Here is a 15,381-nt window from a genome sequence, read left to right as displayed (position 1 = left end):
CGACCGGGTGACGGCGTGCAGGTCAGGCAGGGATGCGGGTGTTAGAATGTTCGGTGTTCACCACGACGCTCTAAAGGATCCCCACGGTTTGTCTGATCTGCAAAACCCTCTGTTGCAATACCTCGCCCGGCTGATGCCGTCCAGCCGTACGACCATGCAATATGTATTGCAGGACGCAGCCGACCGCCTCGGCTTCGAGGACGCCGATATCCGCGAGGTCCCCTGGCATCTGCTGGAGCCGGGGCATGTCACCTCGCTGGTGGCCGCGCTGCGCGAAGACGGTTATGCGCCCAACACCACCTCGCTCTACGTCAACGCTGTGCGCGGCGTCATGAACGAAGCCTGGCGGCTGAGCCTGATCGACCAGGATCACCTGCTCAAGATCCGCTCGGTCAAGCCCATGCAGGGCACGCGCCTGGGCAATGGTCGCAACCTCAAGCGAAGTCTGATCCGCGACCTGATGGAAGTCTGCGCCAGCGATCCCCGGCCGCAGGGCCTGCGCGACGCAGCCGTGATCGCGATTCTGTATGGCTCGGGCATGCGCAAGTCGGAGTCGGTCAATCTGGACCTGACCCAGGTCGACTTCGCCGAGCGCAGCCTGCGGGTCGTGGGCAAGGGCAACAAGGAGCTGATCAAGTACGCGCCCAGCTGGGCCTTTACCCACCTGCAGACCTGGCTGGCGTTCCGCCGCAGCCAACTGCCGGCCGGTCAGGCGGACGACGACTTCCTCTTCAACCGAATCCGCCGCGGCGCGCACATCACGCGCGAGCGCATCACCAAACACGCCATCTATTACATCGCCCGGCAGCGCGGTGCTCAGGTCGGCGTGAAGATCATGCCCCACGATTTCCGCCGCTCGTTCATCACTCGGGTGATCGAAGAGCACGACCTGTCGATCGCCCAGAAACTGGCGCACCACACCAACATCCAGACCACGGCGGCCTACGACATGCGCGACGACAACGAACGTCGGCGTGCCGTGGACCGCTTCGACCTCTGAGCGGGCGCGGCTTACTGGCGAGCCGCAGGTGCGGCCGGCAGGAACCAGTTCAGCACCAGGGCGCAGATGCCTCCGGTGGCCACGCCGGATTCCAGCACGTTGCGCAGCGCGCCCGGCATGTGCGCCAGGAATTCCGGCACCTGGGCCACACCCAGGCCCAGCGCCAGCGACACCGCGATGATCAACAGCGCCCGGCGATCGAGGTCGACGCTGGCGAGGATATTGATACCCGACGCAGCCACCGCCCCGAACATCACCATGGCCGCACCGCCGAGCACCGGCTCGGGCACCGCCTGGATCACTCCGGCGACGGTGGGGAACAGGCCAAGCAGAATCAGCATCGCCGCGATCCACACGCCGATGTGTCGGCTGGCGATGCCGGTGAGCTGAATCACGCCGTTGTTCTGGGCGAAGATGGAGCTGGGGAAGGTATTGAACAACCCGGCCAGCATCGAGTTGACACCGTTGACCAGGACGCCGCCCTTGATGCGCTGCATCCACAGCGGACCTTCGACAGGTTGGCGCGACACCTTGCTGGTAGCCGTCACGTCACCGATGGCTTCCAAAGACGTCACCAGGTAGATCACCAGCATCGGAATGAACAATGCCCATGAGAAGCCCAGGCCGAAATGCAGAGGCATCGGCACCTGGAACAGCGCGGCCTGATGCATGCCGGTGAAGTCCAATCGACCCAGGTAGCCGGCGAGGGCGTAACCCATGGCCAATGCGATAACGATGGCCGCACTGCGCATCCAGGTCACCGGAATCCGATTGAGCACCACGATGATCGCCAGTACCAGGCCAGACAGCATCAGGTTTTCACCGTTGGCAAAAGTGCCGTTGGCCATGGCGCCGAAACCGCCACCCATGCTGATCAGCCCGACCTTGATCAAGGTCAGGCCGATCATCAACACCACGATGCCGGTGACCAGGGGGGTGATCAGTCGTTTGACGAAGGGCAGAATCCGCGAAATGCCGATTTCCACGAACGAGCCGGCAATGACCACGCCGAAGATGGCCGCCATCACCGCCTCTACGGGTGTGCCCTGTTGAACCATCAATGCACCACCGGCAATCAGCGGCCCGACGAAGTTGAAGCTGGTGCCTTGCACGATCAGCAGGCCCGCGCCGAACGGGCCGATGCGACGGCACTGCACGAACGTGGCGATACCCGAGATGACCAGTGACATCGAAACGATCATGTTGGTGTCACGGGCACTGACGCCGAGCGCCTGGCAGATCAACAGCCCCGGCGTGACGATCGGCACGATGATCGCCAGCAGATGCTGCAGGGCGGCAAGCAGGCCCAGTAATGGCCGCGGACGGTCTTCCAGGCCCAGGATCAATTCGTCGCTGGGCGGCAATGGGGCGGTCATGGCAAGGGCTCCGGAAAACGAGCGCGCGATGGCTCTTGGAAAAAGAGCGCGATTCTACGGCGCGTCGTCGACGCGGCAAAACGGTTTTTTGCGCAGACTCTGTGAGCTGCAGACAAGAAAAAGCCCGCACGAGGCGGGCTTCGACTTCACAGCCGTGGATCAGTCGTCGCGACCCATGATGCCGAACAGCTGCAGCAGGCTCACGAAGAGGTTGTAGATCGACACGTACAGGCTGATGGTAGCCATGATGTAGTTGCGCTCGCCACCGTGGATGATCGCGCTGGTCTGGAACAGGATGCACACCGACGAGAACAGCACGAAGCCGGCGCTGATCGCCAGTTGCAGGCCGGCGATCTGGAAGAAGAAGCTCGCCAGCACCGCACCCAGCAGCACGAAGAAGCCTGCGGTGATGAAGCCGCCCAGGAAGCTCATGTCCTTGCGGGTGATCAGCACGTAGGCCGACAGGCCGCCGAACACCAGCGCCGTCATCGCGAACGCCGAGCTGACCACTTCGGCGCCGCCCTGCATGCCCAGGTAGCGGTTGAGGATCGGGCCGAGCAGGAAGCCCATGAAGCCGGTAAGGGCGAAGGTGGACACCAGGCCCCAGGCCGAGTCACGCAGCTTGTTGGTCAGGAAGAACAGCCCGTAGAAGCCGATCAGCACGACGAAGATGTTCGGGTAGCCGACGCGCATCTGCTGCGCGACGTAAGCCATTACACCACTGAAAGCCAGGGTGAGGGCCAGCAGGCCGTAGGTGTTGCGCAGGACGCGGCTAACTTCTAGCTGCTGCACCTGCGAGCCTTGATTAACTGCATAATCCTGTTCGCGCATGGCGAGACTCCTTTGATTGAACACGTCTGAAACGTTCAGATGCAAAGATCATATCAGACCCCTGTGCAGCCGCTCTATCCAGAGTTTGACAGCGTGTTTCATTACGGTATTATGGCGCCCGCAAAGCAACCAGCAAGACATCGGGAAATTGGCAGAGTGGTTGAATGCACCGGTCTTGAAAACCGGCGGACGTTAATAGCGTCTCCAGGGTTCGAATCCCTGGTTTCCCGCCAAACATCGTGAAGCCCCGCATTGGCGGGGCTTTTTCGTTTCTGCTCCTGCAGAAATGCCACGTTGTGAATTTCACTTGTGCAGGTGTCCTGATTGTTGCGCTACAGCAAGAAGAAGCTATCGAGATTGATCAGGAAGGGCGTCGTCTACGTGACCGTCATGGGTGTGATGGGCAACTCCGGCAGGCTCTTCGACCACCTCTCGGTCTGGCAGCCGTGGCGTCTGGCCAAGCAGATGCTGGGTTATGTGCTGATGCACTGACCGTTGGGCCCGGTCAGTTCGGCGTCAGGCGGCCGCGCAGGGCCGAAACCTTGTCACGCAAGGCGTGGCCGCGACAGATCAACACCACCAGCGAGCCCGCCGCGGCCACCGCCATGTCCTTCTGAGCATCCCAGACATCGCCCTGAGCGCCGACGAAGGCCGAGTCGCCTCCGCCTGCGTACGCAGCCCCAGCCCACTCCATCAGTTCGTAGAGCATCGAGGTCGAGAGCACCAGCGACCAGGCGATCAGCGACGCCCAAGCACCCTTCAAATGGCACTTTTCGCTGACGATTTCCCGCAGCGGCAAGCTCAGCAGCAGTCCATAGGCCAGGTGGACGAAGCGATCGTATTGATTGCGCTCCCAGCCGAACGCGGCATTCACATCCATACCGCTGATCAGATAGACCGCCCAGTTGTAGGGCACCTCGGGATAGGTGAAGTGGGTGCCCACCTCATGTAGGCACAAGAAGCCGATCACCATGACCCACGATCGACGGCTCCAGTAGAACTGCTTGCGAGTGGTCCATACCGCTACGGCCCCGACCAGTACCAGGATGTTTTCGATCAACCAGGTCTGCCGGTCCACTGGCTGCCAGCCCGAGACGATCAGGGCCAGCAGCACAATGCAGTGCAGGTAGCCCACGCCGGTCGTTCGAGTGTTCATCGCTGCCTGCCTCACCAAGGTTCCTGATTCGGTTGATCCCCTGGCCCCTCATTAATTCGCTCGGTCTTGTGACTGCCTGTGACCGGCCATCCGCAGGAGCCCGCTGGAAACGTTCGAATCGAAAAAAAGAATGAACATTTGGCGCACTACCACCCGTCGTATCTATCTGCAACGAACGCGCGATAGATAGGTCAAGAGACTTACAGCCGCCGGATGCCGGCCCTTCCACGACAGGTATTGTCCATGATCGGAATCATTGTCCCAGCCCATAATGAAGAAGCAGTGGTTGCCCAATGCATCGAGTCGTTGCTGATTGCGGGTGAGCATCCGGCTTTGGCAGGTGAAGAGGTCTGCGTAGTCATCGTGCTGGATCAATGCACCGACGGGACTCAACGGGTGGTCAGCCGCTATCCGGTGCAAAGCCTGGACGTATCCCACTGCAATGTCGGTCGCACCCGTGCTGCGGGCGCCGAGCTGATGCTGGGGCAGGGCGCGCGCTGGCTCGCGTTCACCGACGCGGATACCGTGGTACCCGCCACCTGGTTGGTGGATCAGCTGCGCTTTCGGACCGACGCGGTGTGCGGCACGGTCCGGATCGATGACTGGTCGCTGCACGCCGAAGAAGTTCGCACCCGCTACGACGCGCTATACACCCCTGTCGAAGGCCACAAGCACGTACACGGCGCCAATATGGGTGTCAGCGCTCGGGCGTACCGTCAGGTGGGCGGTTTCAAACCTCTGAAAGCTCACGAAGACGTCCATCTGGTAGCGGACCTGAACGAGGCGGGTGCTTCGATCACCTGGACTTCCATGAATTGCGTGACCACCAGCGCACGTCTGGATTGCCGCTGTCGCGAAGGATTCGGCGATTACCTGCGATCGCTGTCGATCAGCGCGCCACTCGAAGCCGTGAGTCCCTGACACAAGGATTGTCCGCAGGAATCTTTCAAGGATGAAAGTAGAAAATAGCGTTGGAACTATTTGCAGGACGCAACGCCCTAACATGATGCAATAAGTACGTAGCTTTTCCGCTTACATACTTTAAATACTGTCACTCAATATTGATCAAGGTGGGACTAACATGAAAAGCGAACAGATCGAAGGCGTAGCAGAGAAGATTGCTGGCAAGGCTCAAGGCGTCGTTGGCAAACTGGTCGGTGACCATTCCCTGCAAGCCGAAGGCGCAGGTCGCGAAGCGGCTGGCCAACTGACCAAGACCTATGGCGACGCTTTGAACAATGTGTCCGCTTTCGTCAAGGAAAAGCCAGGCGCTTCGTTGGCCATCGGCGCCGCCGTGTTCGTACTGGTCAGCCGCTTCCTGCGTCGCTGATCTGTCATGTAGCACTGCTTCTTCCAGATCGTTCGATGCCAGGCTCGGTGCCGGTCGAACGGTCGGGAAGTGCCGCACTAATGCGGCTATGTTCTTCCTCTTATATCTGTTTTTTCCAGCCCAGCGAGTTCTCGATTGCCTCTCGATAAGGCGTATCAATTTGTTGCGGCAGTCGCTCTATGTATTCTCTTGCGTGTTCACTGACTTCCCCCGTCAATCCCGTCAGATAGCCGATCACGTCATCGACGTTGGGCACCCGTGCCTCGATCCCAGCGAAGCGGGGAGGAAGGGCGGTCCAGATTACTGCGTCCACTTCGTTGGCTTGAGCCCATCTGGCAATGACACCCGTGTCCGTTTCACTGCGGATGAAGGTGCCGATTCCGTCGTCGCGGCTGCGCGGGATCTGCTCACGTTCACGCAGCGCCTCGCAGGCGTGCTCGAGGTTGACGCTGTCCAGCAGGGCCCAAAGCGCGGGGCGGGAGGGTGCATTCAGGCAGATTGCCGTGGCCAATTCACCGCCATCTCCCACTCTGCAAAGCTCGATGGGAAAGCACGGGCCATCTTCATGCCACGGACCGCAGACCGGTAATACTCCGGGCTTCCAGACGAGTGATCCCCACGCCAGGCAAGCTATCTTCATAATCGATTCCTGTTTGAACAGCCGTTGTCTGCAGGTGCAGTGTCAACTAAGGCCCCTGACGTGTGAGACAAGTTCAGGGGCATTGGTCAAGCGGATTGCACGGGGTAGGACGCAGGCATGTTCAGTCAAGCAATGGCTTGGCCAGGCTATGCAATCGTTGTTTTTCTTCATCCAGCGTCAGGGCGAGATCTGCTCGCTTCAGCAGCCGCTGGGCATGAAGGCGGCATTGCGCGCCGAACACGTTGGGGCTGATGTCGTTCAGGCTGATCAGCGCCTTGATCATGCGAATGTCGACTTCCAGAAGCCCTGCGCCGTCGCGCGCCACCAAGGTGAAAAAGTCATCGAACAGGTCGGCCATCAGCAGGCCATGTACATAGACGCGTTGGCAGTTGGCGTCTATCTCGGATGGTTGGTGCTCAACGGTGCCGTGAACGTGCCAGGCGGTCAGGCACCTGACTCCGCGGCCGATCACGTCGATCACCGTCCCCGAGTCGTTGGTGGCCGGCGACAATGCGCGTGACGCGATTTCTGCCAACACCGAAATGCCGAAGCGCGGGTCCTGCTCGAAACTGCGGCGCAGGCCGACGGTCACGGCGTCGCGGATGGCCGGTGCGAGCGCCTCGGAGGTCCCGGTTTGGGCACCCTCGTCGCTCACGAGTCGGGCGATTGGCGCACCCAGATGCAGGAATGCGCCGGGCAGCACGTCCATATAGATGCGCAGCCCGTGCTTCTCGGCCAGGACGCCGAGCGCGGCGACGTCGATGTGCTGGACGTAGCCGGTCTGATCACTGCGCACGCTGTGACCGGCCGTCGTCAGGGCCTGATCGACAGGGTAGGGCGCAGCCCCCATGTACGGCCATTGCGCGCGGTTCTTCAGTGATTGCAGCGCCGCGGCTTCGACGCGGTCGATGGTCTCGCCGACGCGGCCGAGCTTCGACAGGTGATCGATCCAGCGCAGCAGGGTATAGACGATCAGGATGATCATGACGATGGTGACGGCGAACAGCACCACCCGCCCTTGCGCGCCATAGGCTCCGGTGCTCAAGGCGATGATGCCGACCAGGCTGAACAGGAAGGAGCCGATGAAGGTCGCCAGGGCGTTCTGGGTGGTGGTGTCCTCCATGACCAGCGAGGTCGCCCGAGGCGTCACGCCGCTGCTGGCGGCACTGTAGGCACTGACCATGGTGCTGAGCGAAAAGGTGGTCACCGCGAGCATGCTGGAGGCGATGATTGCCAGGATCTTGTCGACCGAGTCGGCACCGATCCGCGTCGGCAGGTCGGCGGGAACGAAATCCTTGAAGACGATGGCGATCAGCGCCGTGGCGATGCCCGCGAGGGAAAACAGGCTCGCGCGAAACCACAAGCGTTTGGTCATCTGACCCAGGGCCCAGCGCCAGCGAGCGATCATCGTGTATTCCTCGGGTAGTCATATGCCTGCAGCGCTCGTAGAGGCGCGGCTGCACATTGAGTCCCTGACCTCGGTGAAAGTTTCATGCTGCCGATGCGTCAGTCACAGCGCTGTGACATTGGACGGAACCCACGATCGGTCCGCAGGCTCACAGTCTTGAAGCCCTCACCGACAGGAACCGATCATGGCCGATGACAAGCAACCGCCCGCCGAGGACACCGAGGATCAGACCCCTGCCCATTCCACACCGGAAGAAAAGGAGCGCCTCAAGGACTTCAACAAGGACGGGATTCCACCAGGGGTGGCCTGAGGCACCCAGGCATCCCACCGATTGGCACACCCACGACCGGAGCATTTATGAGCAACGACACCAAGCCCGACGACGACCTGGGTTTCGACCCGGACTCACCCGATCTGGCCGATCCGCAGATCGATCCGCCGAAGCCAGCAAAGAAGCCTGAAAGCGAGCAATCCGACGAGACGGGTGACACAGACGCGTATCCGCCCTATGGCACCAAGGACTGACTCTGTTAGCCTGTGCAGGCAGCGCTCGCCGTGTGCCTGCCGTGACCACGCGTGAAGCGTGTCTGCGCCTTCCAAGTCCCGTGACGGCGCACGCACGCTGCGACAAGTCTCCAGCCATGACATTGCCAGGAGAACCGCGACATGATTCCCACCAACGAAATGCGCCGCATCGTCGAAGCCAGTTTTGCCCCGCTGTGCTGTCATTGCACGTTGAATCCCGGCGGCACCATGACGGTCGAGGTATCGGACCCGGCCAGTGGGCAGGTCGACCTGCTGATGGTAGGCGTGAATACCCAGCCGCTGTCCAACAGCCGCGCCATCGCGGAACTGGTGGCCCAACTGCGTGCCGAGCTCAAAGCCAATCAAGAGTGGTTCCGCCGCAACGCCCCGCGCGGTGCCGCCAGGCCTTGATCAGCCTGGCTGCTTCTGACGTTCCGGCAGGGCCTGCTCGTTGTTCTCGATGGTCCAGAGCGGCCTGAACAAGCGCGTCCACAGCCCCACGATCACCAAGGTACTGATGGCGCCGAACAGCGCCGCCGGTACGGTGCCCAGCGCGGTAGCACTGACGCCGGCGCGAAACTCGCCCAACTCGTTCGAAGAACCGATGAACAGCATATTGACCGCGCTGACCCGTCCGCGCATGTCATCGGGGGTGGCGAACTGGATCAACGAAGAGCGGATGTACACACTGATCATGTCCGCTGCACCCGCGACGAACAGTGCCGCGCAGGACACCCAGAACCAGGTCGACAAGGCGAACACCAGGTTGGCCACGCCGAACACCGCCACAGCCAGGAACATGCGCTGGCCCATGCGCGCGTTGAGCGGCCGGATGCTCAAATAGAAACCCATGCCCAGCTCGCCCAGTGCGATGGCGCTGCGCAGCAGACCAAGCCCGGCCGGGCCCACATGCAGGATTTCGGCGGCATAGATCGGCAGCAGAGCGACGACGCCACCCAGCAGCACTGCGAACAGGTCCAGAGAGATCGCGCCCAGAATGATGGGTCGTGAGGTGATGAAGCGGATACCGGCGGTGAAGCGACTCACCGCAGTGGTCTGATCGTCGACCGGGCGAACGATGCGCACGCTGGGTACCCACTGCAACAGCAGGACACCGATCGCGAAGCCCAGCAGGCAGACGCCGAACGTCCAGCCGCCGATAGCGGCATACAACAGCCCGCCCAGCAATGGGCCGGCGATCACCGCTACTTTCATGATCATGCTGTTGGTGGCGATGGCCTGAGCCAGGTGTTCGCGGGCGACGATCTGCGGCAACAGGCTCTGAACCGCCGGCCCGGTGAAGGCACGGGTGCAGCCGAACACGAACAGCGCGACATAGTACGGCCAGGTGTCGACGGTTTCAGTCAGGGCCAACCAGAGCAGGGCGGCCGAGGAGAGCACAGACACCCCCCAACTGATCTGCAGAATTCGGCGTCGATCGAAGCGGTCCAGCAGATCGCCCGCTGGCAGCAGTAACAGCACCATGGGTATGAACTGAGCCAGGCCGACGTAGGCCAGGGTCAACGGATGGCGAGTCATGTCGTACATGTGCCAGGCAACGACGATCGCCTGGATCTGCATGGCGAACATGGCCGCAAGGCGCACCATGAGGAAAGCGCGGAAACCGGGCTGGGAAAAGATAGCGGTAGAGGTGCGTTTCAAAGTCGACGTTCTTGTGCCAGTCAATGGGTCACGCAATGAGCGCATACGTTTCAAGATGTTAACGTAATTGAGTGTACGTGATGATGTCGGGGGTGTGCAGGTACAGTCGCGATGGTGACTACGAAAGATGCGCTCGATATGTCGATAATGACTATTGACGAACGCAATAGTGGCGGGTTGTCTGCGCTGGTATCTTTGCTGTCGAAGATGAATACATGGCCAGGCGCTGATTCTTCCCCCCGCATGGCGACTGGCCAAGTGCTCTGCTTCGACTCTCTTTGGTTAATTTCAGCCACCTCACGTCAGTGCGGTGGTTTTTTTTGCCCAGCGAAAATGCGGCCACGATCCGCGGCCGCGAACGGGCAATCATTGCGCTGAAAACGCAAACACCGTGGTCTGGGTGTAGGTCTGGCCGGGATTCAGGCGGGTGCTGGCAAAGTTGGGCTGGTTGGGCGCATCGGGGAAGTGTTGCGTTTCCAGGGTGAAAGCGCCCCAGTGCGGGTACAGCTTGCCGCCTTTGCCGCGAACCGTGCCGTCGAGGAAGTTGCTGGTGTAGAACTGCACACCCGGTTCGGTGGTGTACAGGGTCAGGGTGCGGCCCGATGCCGGGTCGGTCACCTTCGCCGCTTGGCGCTTCAGGTCGCCTTGGGTGTCCAGTACCCAGTTGAAATCGAAGCCACCCTGTTTGGGCTCGGCGAAGGTCAATTGCTCATGCTTGGCCTGGATGTTCTTGCCAATGGCAGTGGGCGCCAGGAAATCCATCGGCGTGCCTTTCACCGGCGCCAGCTCGCCGGTGGGAATCAACTTCGCCGTCACCGGTGTGTAGCGGCTCGCATGCAGGGTCGCAACCTGCTTGAGCACATCGCCGCTGCCGGCGCCGGCCAGGTTGAAATAGCTGTGGTTGGTCAGGTTGAGCACGGTCGGCTTGTCGGTCGTGGCCTTGTACTCCACGCGCAGCTCGTTGCGCTCGTTCAGGCTGTAGGTGACTTCGGTCGCCAGCGTGCCGGGAAAGCCCATGTCACCGTCGGGCGAGCGATAGGTGAAAGTCGCAGCGACACGGTCGGCATCCTGTTTGGCCTCCACGGCCCATACGTGCTTGTCGAAACCACGGGTACCGCCGTGCAGTGCATTGCTCTTGTCATTGAGCGGCACCGAATAGGTCTGCCCATCCAGGCTGAACTTGCCGTCGGCCAGCCGGTTGCCAAAGCGGCCGATGGTGGCGCCGAAATACACGGTGGGGTTGGCCTGGTAGCCCTTGATGTCATCGAAACCCAGTACCACATCCGCAACCTCGCCCTTTTTGTCAGGGACCTGCAGCGCCTGCAGGGTCGCGCCGTAGGTGATGATGCTGGCTTTCATACCATGGCTGTTGCTCAGGGTGATTTTTTCCAGCGGCGTGCCGTCGGGCAGCGCGCCGAAGCTTTCGCGGGTCGAAGTCAAGCCTGCCGCGTGGGCAGAAATAGAAGCAGTCATGAGGGTCAATCCAATGGCGCTGAGCAGTTTTTGATGAATAGGCATGTAAGGCGTTCCGTAGTTTTTTATAGGAAATGGCTGGATCCCGGGGTTGGACAACCGGGCTCCGGCGATGGCGGCACTGGCAGGTATAGCTGAAATTCGACGTCCGTAAAAATAAATGGTAATACTATTTAGCAGATCGATCGTGGTGTCATTTCTGACAGGATCGAAGACACGCCGCCCTCGACGGCATAAACGTGACGTTACGTTACAAATGCACATCCTGATATATGGTATGACTATTCGCTGATGTTGCTGGACGCTGTAGCTATTCAATAAAAATAAGGAGTTAGCTATGTTGAGTCGTCACGGGATCCGTTCCCTGTGCTGTGCCGCCCTGACCGCCGCGATGTTCGCAGGCTCAGCGGCTTCCTGGGCCGAAGAGGTCAAGATCGGTTTCCTGGTCAAGCAGGCTGAAGAGCCCTGGTTCCAGACCGAGTGGGCCTTCGCCGAAAAAGCCGGCAAGGACAAAGGCTTCAAGGTCATCAAGATCGCCGTGCCCGACGGCGAGAAAACCCTTTCCGCTATCGACAGCCTGGCCGCCAACGGCGTCAAGGGCTTCGTCATCTGCCCGCCGGATGTGGCGCTGGGCCCTGCCATCGTCGCCAAGGCCAAGCTCAACGACATGAAGGTAATGGCCGTCGACGATCGCTTCGTCGATGCCAAGGGTCAGTTCATGGAGGATGTGCCCTACCTGGGCATGGCGGCCTTCGAGGTCGGAGAGAAACAAGGCATGGCCATGGCCGGGGAAGCCAAGAAGCGCGGCTGGGACTGGAAAGACACCTACGCGATCATCAACACCTACAACGAATTGGACACCGGCAAGAAGCGCACCGACGGTTCGGTGAAAGCCTTGCAGGCTGCTGGTCTGCCGACTGATCACATCCTTTTCGCCCCGCAGAAGACCCTCGACGTGCCGGGCAGCATGGACGCCACCAACTCGACCCTGGTCAAGCTGCCGGCTGGCGCCAAGAACCTGATCATCGGCGGCATGAACGACAACACCGTGCTGGGCGGCGTGCGCGCCACCGAAAGCGCCGGGTTCGCTGCTGCCAACGTGATCGGTATCGGCATCAATGGCACCGATGCCATCGGTGAACTGAAGAAAGCCAACAGCGGCTTCTTCGGCTCGATGCTGCCCAGCCCCCACACCGAGGGCTACAACTCGGCGAGCATGATGTTCGAGTGGGTCACCACCGGCAAAGAACCGCCCAAATACACCGCCATGGATGACGTGACCCTGATCACGCGCGAGAACTTCAAGCAGGAACTGGAAAAGATCGGTTTGTGGAACTGATCTGACCCATGGCCTCTGCCTCGGCAGAGGCCGCTTCTTCACGGCCTGCCGTGATGCCTGCTCTGGAGTGGTATCCATGCGTGTAGAGTCATTGCGTTTCAACGGTATCGGCAAGAATTTTCCAGGCGTGCGCGCTCTGTCGGACATCAACTTCGAAGTCCGTCCCGGCAGTGTCCATGCGCTGATGGGCGAAAACGGTGCCGGCAAGTCAACCCTGCTCAAGATACTCGGCGGTGCCTACCCGCCCAGTGTCGGCAGCCTGCAGATCGGCGCTCAGACCCTGGTCTTCAAATCCGCAGCGGAAAGCATCGGCAGTGGCGTGGCGGTGATCCACCAGGAACTGCATCTGGTGCCGGAAATGAGCGTTGCCGAGAATCTGTTGCTTGGGCACATGCCGTCGCGGTTCGGCTTGATCGATCGCGGCGCCATGCTGCGCCGCGCGAGCGAATTGCTGGCCGGGCTGGCCGACGAGATCGATCCGCGCCAGCGGCTGGGCAGTCTGTCGCTGGGGCAGCGGCAGTTGGTGGAGATCGCCAAGGCCATGTCGCGCAATGCCCATGTGATTGCCTTCGACGAACCGACCAGTAGCCTTTCGGCGCGAGAGATCGATCGGCTGATGGCGATCATCGCCAAGCTGCGCGACGAGGGCAGGGTGGTGCTGTACGTGTCCCATCGCATGGAAGAGATATTCCGCATCTGCGACGCGGTGACGGTGTTCAAGGACGGGCGCTACGTGCGCACCTTCGACGACATGGCCCAGCTGACCCATGACCAGTTGGTGACCTGCATGGTCGGCCGCGATATCCAGGACATCTACAACTATCGTGCCCGTCCTCACCAGGGCGAGGCACTGCGTGTCGAGGGCTTGCTGGGCCCAGGGTTGCAGGAGCCGATCAGCTTCAGTGTTGCCAAAGGCGAAGTACTGGGTTTCTTCGGTCTGGTGGGGGCGGGCCGCACCGAGCTTTTGCGGCTGCTGTCCGGATTGGCGACGAGCAAGGCCGGCAGCCTGACCCTGGACGGCCGCGCGCTGACCCTGGCCAACCCACGGGACGCCATCGCCGCGGGCATTCTGCTGTGTCCCGAAGACCGCAAGAAAGAAGGCATCGTGCCGCTGGCCAGCGTTGCCGAGAACATCAACATCGGTGCCCGCGACCGCCATCTCACACTGGGCTGCCTGGTGCAGGGCCCGTGGGAGAAGGAAAACGCCGCGCGCCAGATCAAGGCGCTGAACATCAAGACCCCGTCTGCCGAGCAGCCGATCATGTACCTCTCAGGCGGCAACCAGCAGAAGGCCATTCTCGGCCGATGGCTGTCGATGCCAATGAAAGTGTTGCTGCTCGACGAGCCCACGCGCGGCATCGACATCGGCGCCAAGGCCGAGATCTACCAGATCATTCATGGGCTGGCCGCCGACGGCATCGCGGTGATCGTGGTGTCCAGCGACTTGATGGAGGTGATCGGCATCAGCGATCGCATCCTGGTGATGAGCGAAGGGGCGCTGACCGGTGAAGTTTTGCGCGAAGAGGCGCAGGAATCCAGGTTGCTGCAATTGGCACTGCCGCGCACTCGCGGCTGAACAATAACAATAGAGGTGCATATGTCTACGCAAAACACGCTGCCGGCGCCCCGCCAAGGGCTCAACCTGCGCCGCTTTCTGGACGAGTGGGTCATGCTGCTCGCGGCGCTGGCGATTTTCGTGCTGTGCACGATGTTCATCGACAATTTTCTCTCGCCACTGAACATGCGCGGGCTCGGGCTGGCCATTTCCACCACCGGGATCGCCGCCTGCACCATGCTCTACTGCCTGGCGTCGGGGCACTTCGACCTGTCCGTGGGTTCGGTGATCGCCTGCGCAGGGGTGATTGCGGCGGTGGTCATGCGCGACACCGACAGCGTGTTGCTGGGCGTTGGCGCGGCTCTGTTGATGGGGCTGATCGTCGGTCTGATCAACGGCATCGTCATCGCCAAGCTGCGCATCAATGCGCTGATCGCGACCCTGGCCACCATGCAGATCGTGCGCGGGCTGGCCTATATCTTTTCCAACGGCAAAGCGGTCGGAGTGATGCAGGAGGACTTCTTCGTCTTCGGTAACGGTCAGTTGCTGGGCGTACCGGTGCCGATTCTGATCACCATCGTCTGCTTCATCTTCTTCGGCTGGCTGCTCAACTACACCACCTATGGCCGTAACACCATGGCCATCGGCGGCAACCAGGAAGCTGCCTTGTTGGCCGGTGTGCATGTGGATCGCACCAAGATCATCATCTTCGCCGTACATGGCGTGATCGGTGCGTTGGCCGGTGTGGTACTGGCGTCGCGCATGACCTCGGGCCAGCCAATGATCGGCCAGGGCTTCGAATTGACGGTGATTTCGGCGTGTGTGCTGGGCGGGGTGTCGCTGGCAGGGGGGATCGGCATGATCCGTCATGTGATCGCCGGGGTGCTGATTCTGGCGATCATCGAGAACGCGATGAACCTGAAGAACATCGACACGTTCTATCAGTACGTGATTCGCGGGACGATCCTGTTGATCGCGGTGATCATCGATCGTTTGAAGCGGCGTTGATTTGCGGGGCGGCTTTCGCGGGCAGAGACCCGCTCCCACAGAGTGAAATGAACTGTACTCGTGTGGGAGCGGGCTGGG

Annotated in this window: 17 protein-coding genes and 1 tRNA gene; 11 read left to right on the top strand and 7 right to left on the bottom strand. The window is 61.0% G+C overall.

What is annotated here, in order from left to right; all coding sequences use genetic code 11:
- The first annotated feature begins 133 nt into the window (after positions 1 to 133).
- The gene (locus tag BLV18_RS10640; protein WP_236707060.1) at positions 134 to 1,000 is read left to right on the top strand and encodes a site-specific integrase; all 867 of its coding nucleotides are present in this window, start codon (positions 134 to 136) and stop codon (positions 998 to 1,000) included.
- An 11-nt stretch (positions 1,001 to 1,011) separates the two neighbouring features.
- Here the strand turns inward: BLV18_RS10640 and BLV18_RS10635 are convergent, their stop codons facing one another.
- Both BLV18_RS10635 and BLV18_RS10630 read right to left on the bottom strand, forming a co-directional pair.
- On the bottom strand, positions 1,012 to 2,376 hold the full coding sequence (locus tag BLV18_RS10635) for a nucleobase:cation symporter-2 family protein (protein ID WP_090358376.1): 1,365 nt from the start codon (positions 2,374 to 2,376) through the stop codon (positions 1,012 to 1,014).
- Positions 2,377 to 2,535: 159 nt separating this feature from the next.
- Positions 2,536 to 3,207, bottom strand: a complete 672-nt coding sequence (locus BLV18_RS10630; RefSeq protein ID WP_043189407.1) for a Bax inhibitor-1/YccA family protein — start codon at positions 3,205 to 3,207, stop codon at positions 2,536 to 2,538.
- Between the two features lie 142 nt (positions 3,208 to 3,349).
- Between BLV18_RS10630 and BLV18_RS10625 the strand changes: the two genes are divergently transcribed.
- Both BLV18_RS10625 and BLV18_RS22360 read left to right on the top strand, forming a co-directional pair.
- Positions 3,350 to 3,440 (top strand) — tRNA-Ser (locus BLV18_RS10625).
- 91 nt (positions 3,441 to 3,531) lie between these two features.
- Positions 3,532 to 3,699 (top strand): hypothetical protein, encoded by a 168-nt coding sequence (locus BLV18_RS22360; RefSeq protein ID WP_167375934.1) that lies wholly within the window; start codon positions 3,532 to 3,534, stop codon positions 3,697 to 3,699.
- Between the two features lie 13 nt (positions 3,700 to 3,712).
- Here the strand turns inward: BLV18_RS22360 and BLV18_RS10620 are convergent, their stop codons facing one another.
- Positions 3,713 to 4,363 (bottom strand): DUF2238 domain-containing protein, encoded by a 651-nt coding sequence (locus BLV18_RS10620; protein ID WP_090358373.1) that lies wholly within the window; start codon positions 4,361 to 4,363, stop codon positions 3,713 to 3,715.
- Positions 4,364 to 4,606: 243 nt separating this feature from the next.
- On the opposite strand from BLV18_RS10620, the gene BLV18_RS10615 reads away from it, so the two are divergent.
- Entirely contained in the window at positions 4,607 to 5,284 is a 678-nt protein-coding gene (locus tag BLV18_RS10615; RefSeq protein WP_049859527.1) for a glycosyltransferase family 2 protein, read from the top strand.
- A 160-nt stretch (positions 5,285 to 5,444) separates the two neighbouring features.
- Positions 5,445 to 5,693 carry a CsbD family protein gene (locus BLV18_RS10610; RefSeq protein ID WP_043189409.1) on the top strand — a complete coding sequence of 83 codons (249 nt, stop codon included), beginning with the start codon at positions 5,445 to 5,447 and terminating at the stop codon, positions 5,691 to 5,693.
- Positions 5,694 to 5,793: 100 nt separating this feature from the next.
- On the opposite strand, the gene BLV18_RS10605 is transcribed toward BLV18_RS10610, so the two are convergent.
- Both BLV18_RS10605 and BLV18_RS10600 read right to left on the bottom strand, forming a co-directional pair.
- Positions 5,794 to 6,333 carry a hypothetical protein gene (locus BLV18_RS10605; protein ID WP_090358371.1) on the bottom strand — a complete coding sequence of 180 codons (540 nt, stop codon included), beginning with the start codon at positions 6,331 to 6,333 and terminating at the stop codon, positions 5,794 to 5,796.
- Between the two features lie 121 nt (positions 6,334 to 6,454).
- Positions 6,455 to 7,741: a DUF2254 domain-containing protein gene (locus BLV18_RS10600; protein ID WP_090358368.1), complete on the bottom strand. Its 1,287-nt coding sequence runs from the start codon at positions 7,739 to 7,741 to the stop codon at positions 6,455 to 6,457.
- Positions 7,742 to 7,925: 184 nt separating this feature from the next.
- Between BLV18_RS10600 and BLV18_RS22605 the strand changes: the two genes are divergently transcribed.
- The 3 genes from BLV18_RS22605 to BLV18_RS10590 all read left to right on the top strand — a co-directional run bounded on the left by BLV18_RS22605 (position 7,926) and on the right by BLV18_RS10590 (position 8,677).
- The gene (locus BLV18_RS22605) at positions 7,926 to 8,051 is read left to right on the top strand and encodes a hypothetical protein (protein WP_090358366.1); all 126 of its coding nucleotides are present in this window, start codon (positions 7,926 to 7,928) and stop codon (positions 8,049 to 8,051) included.
- Positions 8,052 to 8,098: 47 nt separating this feature from the next.
- Positions 8,099 to 8,266, top strand: a complete 168-nt coding sequence (locus BLV18_RS22355; RefSeq protein WP_167375933.1) for a DUF6021 family protein — start codon at positions 8,099 to 8,101, stop codon at positions 8,264 to 8,266.
- 141 nt (positions 8,267 to 8,407) lie between these two features.
- Positions 8,408 to 8,677: a DUF1652 domain-containing protein gene (locus BLV18_RS10590; protein ID WP_090358364.1), complete on the top strand. Its 270-nt coding sequence runs from the start codon at positions 8,408 to 8,410 to the stop codon at positions 8,675 to 8,677.
- Here the strand turns inward: BLV18_RS10590 and BLV18_RS10585 are convergent, their stop codons facing one another.
- Entirely contained in the window at positions 8,678 to 9,973 is a 1,296-nt protein-coding gene (locus BLV18_RS10585; protein ID WP_090358362.1) for an MFS transporter, read from the bottom strand.
- A 321-nt stretch (positions 9,974 to 10,294) separates the two neighbouring features.
- Positions 10,295 to 11,446 (bottom strand): aldose epimerase family protein, encoded by a 1,152-nt coding sequence (locus tag BLV18_RS10580; protein ID WP_167375932.1) that lies wholly within the window; start codon positions 11,444 to 11,446, stop codon positions 10,295 to 10,297.
- A 292-nt stretch (positions 11,447 to 11,738) separates the two neighbouring features.
- Here BLV18_RS10580 and BLV18_RS10575 point away from each other — a divergent pair, with 292 nt between their 5' ends.
- From BLV18_RS10575 to araH, 3 genes are all read left to right on the top strand, one after another.
- Positions 11,739 to 12,740, top strand: coding sequence for a substrate-binding domain-containing protein (locus BLV18_RS10575; protein WP_090358360.1), 1,002 nt, complete (start codon positions 11,739 to 11,741; stop codon positions 12,738 to 12,740).
- Positions 12,741 to 12,816: 76 nt separating this feature from the next.
- Complete coding sequence (araG, locus tag BLV18_RS10570; RefSeq protein WP_090358358.1) at positions 12,817 to 14,316, top strand: L-arabinose ABC transporter ATP-binding protein AraG; 1,500 nt, start codon at positions 12,817 to 12,819, stop codon at positions 14,314 to 14,316.
- Positions 14,317 to 14,337: 21 nt separating this feature from the next.
- A complete protein-coding gene (gene araH / locus BLV18_RS10565; protein ID WP_043189427.1) occupies positions 14,338 to 15,303 on the top strand; it encodes an L-arabinose ABC transporter permease AraH in 966 nt (321 codons plus the stop codon).
- Positions 15,304 to 15,381 lie beyond the last annotated feature (78 nt).

The organism is Pseudomonas coleopterorum (assembly GCF_900105555.1).
Lineage (GTDB): Bacteria > Pseudomonadota > Gammaproteobacteria > Pseudomonadales > Pseudomonadaceae > Aquipseudomonas > Aquipseudomonas coleopterorum.
This window is presented reverse-complemented; position numbering and strand designations above follow the sequence as displayed.

What these genes read in the sequence shown, in the direction of transcription:
- BLV18_RS22605 (WP_090358366.1), top strand. Translation starts at nt 7,926, where the DNA reads ATGGCCGATGACAAGCAACCGCCCGCCGAGGACACCGAGGATCAGACC.
- BLV18_RS10610 (WP_043189409.1), top strand. Translation starts at nt 5,445, where the DNA reads ATGAAAAGCGAACAGATCGAAGGCGTAGCAGAGAAGATTGCTGGCAAG.
- BLV18_RS10600 (WP_090358368.1), bottom strand. Translation starts at nt 7,741, where the DNA reads ATGATCGCTCGCTGGCGCTGGGCCCTGGGTCAGATGACCAAACGCTTG.
- BLV18_RS10615 (WP_049859527.1), top strand. Translation starts at nt 4,607, where the DNA reads ATGATCGGAATCATTGTCCCAGCCCATAATGAAGAAGCAGTGGTTGCC.
- BLV18_RS10635 (WP_090358376.1), bottom strand. Translation starts at nt 2,376, where the DNA reads ATGACCGCCCCATTGCCGCCCAGCGACGAATTGATCCTGGGCCTGGAA.
- araH (WP_043189427.1), top strand. Translation starts at nt 14,338, where the DNA reads ATGTCTACGCAAAACACGCTGCCGGCGCCCCGCCAAGGGCTCAACCTG.
- BLV18_RS10620 (WP_090358373.1), bottom strand. Translation starts at nt 4,363, where the DNA reads ATGAACACTCGAACGACCGGCGTGGGCTACCTGCACTGCATTGTGCTG.
- BLV18_RS10575 (WP_090358360.1), top strand. Translation starts at nt 11,739, where the DNA reads ATGTTGAGTCGTCACGGGATCCGTTCCCTGTGCTGTGCCGCCCTGACC.
- BLV18_RS10605 (WP_090358371.1), bottom strand. Translation starts at nt 6,333, where the DNA reads ATGAAGATAGCTTGCCTGGCGTGGGGATCACTCGTCTGGAAGCCCGGA.
- BLV18_RS10630 (WP_043189407.1), bottom strand. Translation starts at nt 3,207, where the DNA reads ATGCGCGAACAGGATTATGCAGTTAATCAAGGCTCGCAGGTGCAGCAG.
- araG (WP_090358358.1), top strand. Translation starts at nt 12,817, where the DNA reads ATGCGTGTAGAGTCATTGCGTTTCAACGGTATCGGCAAGAATTTTCCA.
- BLV18_RS10580 (WP_167375932.1), bottom strand. Translation starts at nt 11,446, where the DNA reads ATGCCTATTCATCAAAAACTGCTCAGCGCCATTGGATTGACCCTCATG.
- BLV18_RS22355 (WP_167375933.1), top strand. Translation starts at nt 8,099, where the DNA reads ATGAGCAACGACACCAAGCCCGACGACGACCTGGGTTTCGACCCGGAC.
- BLV18_RS10640 (WP_236707060.1), top strand. Translation starts at nt 134, where the DNA reads ATGCCGTCCAGCCGTACGACCATGCAATATGTATTGCAGGACGCAGCC.
- BLV18_RS10585 (WP_090358362.1), bottom strand. Translation starts at nt 9,973, where the DNA reads ATGCGCTCATTGCGTGACCCATTGACTGGCACAAGAACGTCGACTTTG.
- BLV18_RS10590 (WP_090358364.1), top strand. Translation starts at nt 8,408, where the DNA reads ATGATTCCCACCAACGAAATGCGCCGCATCGTCGAAGCCAGTTTTGCC.